Annotated in this window: 9 protein-coding genes and 1 pseudogene; 5 read left to right on the forward strand and 5 right to left on the reverse strand. The window is 43.7% G+C overall.

The window, feature by feature from the left end; translation table 11 throughout:
• Positions 1-338 precede the first annotated feature (338 nt).
• From IM475_RS17270 to IM475_RS17290, 5 genes are all read right to left on the reverse strand, one after another.
• On the reverse strand, positions 339-1,292 hold the full coding sequence (locus tag IM475_RS17270; protein ID WP_012264183.1) for an asparaginase: 954 nt from the start codon (positions 1,290-1,292) through the stop codon (positions 339-341).
• A gap of 22 nt (positions 1,293-1,314) precedes the next feature.
• On the reverse strand, positions 1,315-1,818 hold the full coding sequence (locus IM475_RS17275; RefSeq protein WP_287728467.1) for a CGLD27 family protein: 504 nt from the start codon (positions 1,816-1,818) through the stop codon (positions 1,315-1,317).
• Positions 1,819-1,823: 5 nt separating this feature from the next.
• Positions 1,824-2,228, reverse strand: a complete 405-nt coding sequence (gene rsfS, locus IM475_RS17280; RefSeq protein ID WP_108936462.1) for a ribosome silencing factor — start codon at positions 2,226-2,228, stop codon at positions 1,824-1,826.
• Positions 2,229-2,283: 55 nt separating this feature from the next.
• Positions 2,284-2,880 carry a bis(5'-nucleosyl)-tetraphosphatase (symmetrical) YqeK gene (gene yqeK, locus IM475_RS17285; RefSeq protein ID WP_287728469.1) on the reverse strand — a complete coding sequence of 199 codons (597 nt, stop codon included), beginning with the start codon at positions 2,878-2,880 and terminating at the stop codon, positions 2,284-2,286.
• Between the two features lie 80 nt (positions 2,881-2,960).
• On the reverse strand, positions 2,961-4,529 hold the full coding sequence (locus tag IM475_RS17290) for a YcjF family protein (RefSeq protein WP_287728470.1): 1,569 nt from the start codon (positions 4,527-4,529) through the stop codon (positions 2,961-2,963).
• 330 nt (positions 4,530-4,859) lie between these two features.
• Here IM475_RS17290 and IM475_RS17295 point away from each other — a divergent pair, with 330 nt between their 5' ends.
• The 5 genes and pseudogenes from IM475_RS17295 to IM475_RS17315 form a co-directional block, all read left to right on the forward strand.
• A complete protein-coding gene (locus tag IM475_RS17295; RefSeq protein WP_002742584.1) occupies positions 4,860-5,843 on the forward strand; it encodes an alpha-ketoacid dehydrogenase subunit beta in 984 nt (327 codons plus the stop codon).
• A gap of 26 nt (positions 5,844-5,869) precedes the next feature.
• Positions 5,870-7,276, forward strand: a complete 1,407-nt coding sequence (gene secD / locus IM475_RS17300) for a protein translocase subunit SecD (protein ID WP_287728471.1) — start codon at positions 5,870-5,872, stop codon at positions 7,274-7,276.
• A gap of 151 nt (positions 7,277-7,427) precedes the next feature.
• Complete coding sequence (gene secF / locus IM475_RS17305; RefSeq protein WP_287728472.1) at positions 7,428-8,360, forward strand: protein translocase subunit SecF; 933 nt, start codon at positions 7,428-7,430, stop codon at positions 8,358-8,360.
• A 452-nt stretch (positions 8,361-8,812) separates the two neighbouring features.
• Positions 8,813-9,019 carry a hypothetical protein gene (locus tag IM475_RS17310; protein WP_287728473.1) on the forward strand — a complete coding sequence of 69 codons (207 nt, stop codon included), beginning with the start codon at positions 8,813-8,815 and terminating at the stop codon, positions 9,017-9,019.
• Positions 9,012-9,216, forward strand: a pseudogene (locus IM475_RS17315) (hypothetical protein); the annotation flags it as partial. The gene IM475_RS17310 and the pseudogene IM475_RS17315, both read left to right, overlap by 8 nt.

The following is a 9,216-nucleotide window of genomic DNA, read 5'->3' on the forward strand; positions in this document are numbered from 1 at the left end:
AGAGCTTGCTGAATAAATCTAAAAACCTTGTTGGGTAAGACTTTTAGACTTTTTGTCAATCAAAAAGTAGCAAATATGGGAGTGATCGGGGGGAAAATTCAGGGACTTTTTCCCTGAAAATTAGGTAATTGACCCCCTCAAAATCGGTAAAACCCTACACCCCACACCCCACACCCCACACCCTACCCCCACGAAAAACTTTTTGCCGCAAGCCCTAAGTAGGATTGCCACGCCCACCCTCTGGGAACCGCCTTCAATCGAATGATTGCCCGCCACAGTCAGCCATAAGGCAGCAAAAACTTTTCTTTTTGTTCTATTAAGCTTTGTTAACCGACTATTTACAATAAAGCCATTTCCCCCACCACTTCCAAGCGGGTATAACTGCCGATTTTAAGGAATTTTTCCGAGAGAGATTCGGCCACATTGGGAGTAATCCAACCTAACTGTTTAAGAATTTGCAAAGCGGCGGCATATTTAGCCCGTTTGGAACCATCTAGGGCTTTAATTGCTAATCCTAAACCTTCACCGACGCGCCCGATACATTGAATACCTTCGGCCCCGGCTTTACTGACGATTTCCCCCTGACTAGCCCGCATTAATTCCGTATCAAAAGCCCCTTCTCCTGCTACCATGCGGGGATGATAGGTCATCGCCCGGACGATTCTTTCTAAGTCTAAACGGTTGCCAGAGGCTAACTGGGCGTAGAGATGGGCCATTTGCCCCAACTGCATTGAATAGGTGGGCGCACCGCAGTCATCGTGGGCGCTGATTAATTCATCCCCCGGCATCCCCAATAATTCGGCAATTTTGCTTAAAATTAGCTTCTGTATCGGACTAGAACGCCGCAGATAGCTATTTAACGGCCAGCCACGCTGTTGACACACCGCTAACATCCCGGCGTGTTTACCAGAACAATTGTACTGGAGGCGACTGGGTTTACCTTCCGGGAGGGGACATTGCAGGGCGTTGGGATCGATATCGGCACGCCAGAGAATATTAAAGACTTGACGGGCGTGTTCCACTGTGCCTTGGTGAGAACTACAGATAATGGCTAGATCCTTATCGTTGAGATCGTAGCGTTCGAGGGTGCCGGTACTGATGACAGCCAGTGCTTGAAAAGGTTTCAGGGCCGAACGAATAAAGGCGCTAGTTTCGGCGCTGCCGGCGGTGGATAATACCCGGCCGCGGTCATCGCAAATAGCGGCCTCGACATTATGAACCGATTCAATAATACCTTCCCGGAGGAGATGAATTTCTAAGCGGTGGGTTGGTGAACGTTTTACCCTATTCATTCAGATTGGTGATTGGTTGCGGTTAGTGAGTGAAAAATAGCCAGAAAAGACCACTGATAGCGACAATTGCCCCTAAAATCAGGGCGGTTTTTTGTAAACGCTGGAGAATGGGCTGGATTTGATAGGAGACGATTAAACGATCACGGGTTAAAATGGCGGCGGTTTTTGTCCAGATTTGGCCATCATACCAGCCCGACTCTTCATAAAATACTTTCTCCGATTGCAAGCGATCGTAAACGTAGATCCAGCCTAAATACAAGCGCAATAACACCAATCCTACCAAAATTGTCGAGCCAAAAATCCCCGCACAGAGGAAGAGAAAAGGGGCTTTTTTAAGGGGAAAACTAGCGGCGGCAATCGGTCCGACAATTAACCATGTCCATAACCATAACCAGACAATTTTTTTTGTATAAGGGGCTACATCTAGCGTCGCCCAACGGAAAAACCAAGATTCTTTTAATTGTTCGTACTCGTTAACCGGTTGCTGTTCTTCCGGGACGGGACAGAAATCAAGGGAGGATTTCATGGATTCTACTCCTCTAAATGGTCGCTAGGTAGAGGAATCCGTTGAGCATGACCCCAAAAAGCTTCTAAATTATAAAATTCTCGCTCTTTTGGTAAAAAGATATGGACAATGATAGCGCCATAATCCATCAGGATCCAGCTACCTTCGCTTTTTCCTTCCACTTGTCGGGGGGATTGTTGCCATTCTAGTTCCATAGCGGCTTCGATCGCATCCTCGATCGCTCGCACTTGGGTGGTAGAATAGCCGGTAATAATCAGAAAATAATCGGTTAAATAACAGATATCGGCGACTTTCAGGATAGCGATGTCCCCCGCTTTCTTGTCCTCGGCAGCGGTGACAATTGTCTCTAGAAATTTTTCGGTCTTGAGATTTTCGGCGATGGGGGTAATAATTCCAGTGGGATTGGTCATTCAGGTTGTGGTTATCCTTTGGCTGAGGTGGTTGTAAGCGAGTCTTGAGATTATGTTAATCAATGGTTTTAGTTTCTGTTGGTTGTTCTTTAACAATTTGTAACGCCCAGTTGCGCGTTAGCACGGTGCGGGGATGAATGGGACAATGGCTACTTAAAAGATATTTTAGGGAATAATCGCAGGTTTGTTGAACGCTTTTATGGAGATTTTGATAGCTGAGTTGTCGTAGGGCGTTTAATTCGGTTGTATCGCCGCGATTGGGTTCCAAGGCATCGGCAATAAAGACTATACAGCTAAGATCGCTCATATTGGGTTTACCGAGGGTATGATTGCGAATTGCTTCGAGAATTTCCTCGTCGGTAACGTTAAATTCTTTTTGGGCGACAACTGCACTCACATCAGCGTGGAGTAAGTGGGGATGGGATAAACAGATATTATCCACCTCTATTCCCGCCGATTCCGCCATTTTTAGCAGTTTTTTGGGCTTGAAAAATTTAGCCAGATCGTGTAGTAATCCAGCTTGCCCTGCTTGGACGGGATCGAGATCGTGATGACGAGCTAAATCAATACACATGGTCTCCACACCGAGAATATGTCGCAGACGGTGTTCGTTGACGTTTTCTTTTAACCAGTCGATAACTTGCTGTCGCATCTTTTTTTTGCCCTTGCGGAACCCCAAAACGATTGTAACAATTACTATACAATTTTGCCTATCGCTCCCGGGTTCGATCTTTACCAATCATCCTCGCGACTAGCTTCTAAAACTTCTTCTTGCTGCCAATCATCCTGAAAAGGTTGTACCACTTTACCGATCGCATCGGCCACAAAAGACTTAATAAATTCTTCCTTGCGACTAAGTTGAAATTGTCTTTGTACCACTTCCGTCATACCACCGTCACCCCAGTCTTGATCCTGACGGAAATATTCAATAAAACTTTTGCCAGCAATGCGGGTTAAATAGGCGGCACTGACCCCTTGAATTGCCTTACCGACTATATAGGTAGTAAAATTTAATTGTAGGATTCTGGCTAATAATTCTACCGCTCCTTTCACTACTCCCAAACTAACTAGAGTTTTACCCAAAGATACAGCCAATTCCTTGCCTCGATCGCTGTTAATTTCACAGCCATAAACTTGACCAATTTCTCTGACCATTTGAGCATTAACCGCCGCCGTTGCTAACAGATCGAACACTGGTAAGGGAGTCACCGCAATCACTCCCGCACCGATCCACTGATAGCGATCGATAATTTTATCAGCTTGGCGACGACGTTGGCGATCGATAATTTTCCTAGCTTCTTCCCCCAATCTTTGGGATTGTAAGAGTATATTATCCGCCACTAAATCCTCCCCTTCGGCCCGTAAAACTGAAGCTAAACGTTTAATTAAAGCTAAAATATCTGGTTCTGGTGTGATCATTTGTCCACCAGTTAACTGTACTGGTTGGGGATTAGCGGCGACGGCAATAATATCGGCGGAAAGGATCACTCCTTTTAGACGTTCTCGTAATTGTTTTAAAATAATGTCTCGATCTTCGTCGCTATAGAGATCGATTTTATTAAAGACTAAGAGAGAACGTTTACCAATATCAATTAAACCCAATAAAGGGCCGTATTCCGATTGGCGAATATCGTTATCAATGACAAATAAAAGTAAATCTGCTTCCGTGGCTAATTGTCGCGCTAACTGTTCCCTTTGACCTCCAGCCGCACCAATTTCGAGAATGCCGGGGGTATCGGTAATTTGAATTTCCCGATTCACACCTTTCATTTTTAAACTATAGGTTTCCCCTTTTTCCGTGGTTCCCATGGTTGCCTCCACATTGCCCACCATTTGACCGATGAGGGCGTTAATTAGAGAGGTTTTTCCCGCCGATCCCGTACCGAAAACAATGATTTTAACTTCTTTTCTAACTAAACTTCGCTCAATTTCTTGGGAACGCTTAATCAAAACCTGTTGAGTTACTTTATCTTGAATTTGCTCCACTTGTTGCCGGATAGCTTTTAAGGTTTCCCCGGCGGCCTCGGTTTTTTCTACTGGTAATTTTAGGGGTGGACGGGAGGAAGAACGCAACCCGCGGCGACTTTTTTGGTGCTGGGGCAGCAGATAAAAGTAGTACAAAAGAACGTATATTAGCAAACCCAGCAGTCCGATAATGAGCAAAAGCAGAATATTAGCTAAGATAGGAGCGGTAAAGGCGATCTGGATGTAAAGACGATAGATAGAGTTGACTAACCACAACATTAATCCGAAAATAAAGCTCAGACCAATGATTAAAGTGGCAAGACGGGGTAATTTCATCAGCTTTAACGGTAGGGGATTCCTTGATCTTGATCTTAGTTCTTTGCCGGCCGATTGTCGGGAACTAGAATAGACTATTATCTATAGTCATAATTGTTTTTATTTACCTCGTTGCAGGGATCTCCCTTGCAACGCATTTCCAGAGGTTCTACCTCTTGTATAACCCATCAGGAAACGGAGGGAGACCTTCCCTTGTCTCATTGCTTCTCCCATCTCCCCATTTCATAATTCATAATTCATAATTCATAATTCCCTCTCCCTTCGGACCAGAAAAGGGGTAAGATAATAAGTTTAGTGATAAGATGACCGAATTGTAAGCGGGGACTTGATATGGCAGAAACCCTATTATTTAATGCTTTGCGACAGGCGATCGATGAGGAAATGGGCCGCGACCAGACAGTATTTGTTTTGGGTGAAGATGTGGGTCATTACGGTGGTTCCTACAAAGTTACCAAAGATCTCTACAAAAAATATGGCGATTTAAGGGTTTTAGATACTCCCATCGCTGAAAATAGTTTTACGGGCATGGCAGTGGGGGCAGCCATGACGGGATTACGTCCGATTATTGAAGGCATGAATATGGGTTTTCTTTTGCTTGCCTTTAACCAAATTGCCAACAATGCCGGGATGTTACGTTATACTTCTGGCGGTAATTTTAAAATCCCCATGGTTATCCGTGGTCCGGGGGGTGTGGGGAGACAATTAGGGGCGGAACATTCCCAACGTTTAGAGGCCTATTTTCACGCAGTACCTGGCCTAAAAATTGTCGCTTGTTCCACTCCCTACAATGCCAAAGGTTTATTAAAATCGGCGATTAGAGATAATAACCCCGTGCTTTTCTTTGAACACGTTCTTCTCTATAATCTCAAGGAAAATTTACCTGATAGCGAGTATCTTTTACCCCTCGATAAAGCGGAAATCGTTCGCAAGGGAGAAGATATAACTATTCTCACCTATTCGCGGATGCGTCATCACTGTTTACAGGCATTAAAACAGTTAGAAAAAGATGGCTATGATCCAGAAATTATCGATTTAATTTCCCTGAAACCCTTTGATATGGAGACGATTGCCGCTTCGATTCGCAAGACTCACAGGGTGATTATCGTGGAAGAATGTATGAAAACGGCGGGAATTGCTTCCGAGTTAATTGCTTTAATTAACGAGCAGTTATTCGATGAATTAGATGCCCCCGTGTTAAGATTATCTTCCCAAGATATCCCCACGCCTTATAACGGTAATCTAGAAAGATTGACGATTATTCAACCTAATCAAATTGTCGAAGCTGTCCAAAAAATGGTCGGTGATCGCATTTAAAAAATTCTCCTTTTGATACTGAAGTTATGCAGAGACAAAATTGGTTATTGTTACTGATCCTCGGCCTGGTTGTTGCCTCGATCTTCGTCCTGGTTAAGTTACCCCTACAATTAGGTTTAGACCTGCGCGGTGGTAGTCAATTAACCATTCAGGTTAAACCCACTGAAACCGTCAAAACCATTCAACCTAATGATTTAAAAGCCGTACAAAATGTGATTGAGAACCGCGTTAATGCCCTCGGTGTTTCTGAATCATTAGTGCAGACTGTGGACAGTAAAAATCAGGTAATCGTGCAACTACCTGGGGTCACAAATCCCAAAGAAGCTGAGAGAAACTTAAATGTTCAGGCCCAATTAGAATTTCGTCAGCAAAAACAAGGTACAGAAGGAGAATTTCGGGCTGAATATTCAATTTTTCAACAAAAAAAAGCGGAATTAGCCGCCCTCAAAGCCGAGAATAAACCCGAAAATGCCGCTAAAATTGCCGAACTAGAACAATCTCTGCAAAAATCTAAAGAGGCAATTTTAAATTTATTTGAATCGGTGGACTTAACCGGAAAAAATCTCCAAAATGCCACTATTAGTTCCACCCAAGGCACTAACTGGGAAGTGGCCATTACCTTCGACTCGGAAGGGGGCAATAAATTTGCCGAACTGACTAAAGTGATTGCGGGTACTGGTCGCAGTATTGGGATTTTCCTCGATAATGAATTAATTAGCGCCCCTGTGGTTGATGTGCAGTTTGCCCAAACGGGAATTACAGGAGGCCGGGCCGTGATTACTGGTAATTTTACCGCCGAAACTGCCAACGATCTAGCGATTCAATTGCGCGGTGGTTCCCTACCTTTCCCCGTTAAAGTGGAAGAAATTCGCACCGTCGGGGCAACTTTAGGCCAGGATAGCATCCGTCGCAGTATCTACGCTGGTTTAGTGGGTTTACTGTTAGTTTTAATCTTCATGGCGGTTTATTACCGTTTACCCGGTATTATTGCCGATATTTCCCTGATTATCTATACTATTCTCTCTCTGGGGGCTTTTGCCTTAGTGGGAGTCACGATGACGTTACCCGGTATTGCCGGATTTATCCTCAGTATCGGCATGGCAGTTGATGCAAATGTACTAATTTTTGAGCGTACCCGGGAGGAATTAAGGGCGGGAAAATCCCTATTTCGGGCAGTAGAGTCGGGATTTTATCGGGCTTTTTCCAGTATTCTTGATAGTAATGTCACTACTTTAATCGCCTGTGCTGCCTTATTTTGGTTGGGTTCAGGATTAGTTAAAGGTTTTGCTTTAACTTTAGCCATTGGGGTAGCTGTGAGTATGTTTACCGCTTTAACCTGTAGTCGCACTCTCCTGTTAATCACCGTGTTAAACGTCCCCAGCGTCCGTCAAAAACCGCAACTTTTCTGCCCTAATTTACCGACAAATCAGTAGTTATTAGGGAATAGGGGAAATGGCGAAATTCAACTAAAACCCTAAAACCCCAAAACCCTAAAACCCTAATCCCCCACTACTCCAACCCCCAACCCCCAAAACCTAACACCCAACCCCCCATTTTTTCCTTTTTACTTTTTACTTAATCAATATGGCATTTAACGTTACAAAACAGCGTAATTTTTGGTGGACAGTCTCGGCCTTGCTGACGATTGGTAGTATTTTGGCCATGGTGATTTCTTGGTTCACTATTCAAGCACCTTTACGACCGAGTTTAGATTTTGTTGGTGGTACGAGAATTCAGATAGAATTAGCCTGTGCTAAAAAGAATACCTGTGAGAAACCTTTAACCACTGCCGAAGTGCAAGCGATTTTAGACGAGGAAGGATTGGGTAACAGTAGTGTGCAGGTGTTGGATAAATATACTTTATCGGTGCGGACGAAAACCCTCGTAGAAGAACAGAGAACAAAATTACTCGACACCTTAAACCAGAAAATCGGCGCCTTTGACCCCGAAACCAGTCAAATCGATACAGTTGGTCCCACCATCGGTCAAGAATTATTTAGTTCGGGATTTTTAGCTTTATTAGTGTCATTTTTTGGCATTGCTGTCTATCTAAGCTTTCGTTTTCAACGGGATTACGCTTTTTTTGCCATTGTCGCCCTGCTGCACGACGTTTTGATCACTTTAGGGGTCTTTGCGGTTTTAGGCTTAATTGCGGGGGTAGAAGTGGATAGTTTATTTTTAGTTTCCCTCTTGACAATTGTGGGCTTTTCTGTTAATGATACGGTGGTAATTTATGATCGCGTGCGGGAAAATTTTGTCAATACCCCCGAATTATCCGTGGATGAAATTGTCGATAATGCGGTGAGTCAAACCCTAACTCGTTCAATTAATACCACCCTGACCACTTTATTGCCTCTGGTGGCGATTTTTCTCTTTGGTGGCACCACCTTAAAATATTTTGCCCTAGCTTTAATTATCGGTTTCGTGGCGGGGGCCTATTCGAGTATTTTTATCGCTAGTACCCTACTAGCTTGGTGGCGCGGTCGTTCTCATCGACCCACAGTCAATTACAGTTAGGATGCCATTGGTGAAGAATCAGTGGTTCTTGGATGGGTCGTAATAGTAATTTCAACCTGTTGATTGAGAAGACCCAAAATTGAGATCAAACGGTCAATAGATTCAACAATTTAAGCAAAAATTCAGGGATACCAGACAACAGGGAGAACTTTGAGAATTAATAGAGACGATTCTCATTTACAAATTACCCAGGGTAAGCGCATCTTAACAATCCTTGACAAAATGAACTTTATGTGAGTTGCTTACCCACGATTCAGGCATATTTGAGGAGAATTTGCCATCTCAATTGTTAAGCAAAAATCGACCAAATGGGTCGAGTTCGTAACTATTCTGATTGACTGGTATCACTGGAAATGCCCACGCGGATCACAAAATTGGCCAATTGTCAATAGCGTTTGAGATGCTCTCACCCTGACAAATTACCGAAAATTAATCGTAAGGAGATAGAAAAAATGTTTAGTTTAAGTGATTTGAGGAAAACTGAGGTCTATCAAGATATTTTAGAGGAAGGCGAGGAAAAAGGGAAAGAAGAAAAAGCTCGACAAATTGCCCTAAAAATGCTATCTGCTGGTTTTCCTGTCCCAGAAATCGCCCGATTTACCGATTTATCCCCCGCAACTATCGAGGAACTACAAAGACAAAACGCTCGCGATGTTTGATAATATTTGTAAATTTATTGCCGAAAACTTCTCCGATGATCTAGCCACTTGGTTATTGGGTTCTCCCCTCCCCTTAACCGTCCTCGACCCGACGGAATTACAATTAGACCCCATTCGTGCCGATTCTCTGATTTTTTTGCAGTCAGAGGAATTGATTCTCCATACCGAGTTTCAAACCGACCCCGACTCCAAAATTC

The organism is Microcystis sp. M061S2, from assembly GCF_020245605.1.
GTDB lineage: Bacteria > Cyanobacteriota > Cyanobacteriia > Cyanobacteriales > Microcystaceae > Microcystis.

Coding starts and splice junctions, on each gene's coding strand:
- IM475_RS17270 (WP_012264183.1), bottom strand. CDS start 1,292: ATGAATAGGGTAAAACGTTCACCAACCCACCGCTTAGAAATTCATCTC.
- IM475_RS17275 (WP_287728467.1), bottom strand. CDS start 1,818: ATGAAATCCTCCCTTGATTTCTGTCCCGTCCCGGAAGAACAGCAACCG.
- rsfS (WP_108936462.1), bottom strand. CDS start 2,228: ATGACCAATCCCACTGGAATTATTACCCCCATCGCCGAAAATCTCAAG.
- yqeK (WP_287728469.1), bottom strand. CDS start 2,880: ATGCGACAGCAAGTTATCGACTGGTTAAAAGAAAACGTCAACGAACAC.
- IM475_RS17290 (WP_287728470.1), bottom strand. CDS start 4,529: ATGAAATTACCCCGTCTTGCCACTTTAATCATTGGTCTGAGCTTTATT.
- IM475_RS17295 (WP_002742584.1), top strand. CDS start 4,860: ATGGCAGAAACCCTATTATTTAATGCTTTGCGACAGGCGATCGATGAG.
- secD (WP_287728471.1), top strand. CDS start 5,870: ATGCAGAGACAAAATTGGTTATTGTTACTGATCCTCGGCCTGGTTGTT.
- secF (WP_287728472.1), top strand. CDS start 7,428: ATGGCATTTAACGTTACAAAACAGCGTAATTTTTGGTGGACAGTCTCG.
- IM475_RS17310 (WP_287728473.1), top strand. CDS start 8,813: ATGTTTAGTTTAAGTGATTTGAGGAAAACTGAGGTCTATCAAGATATT.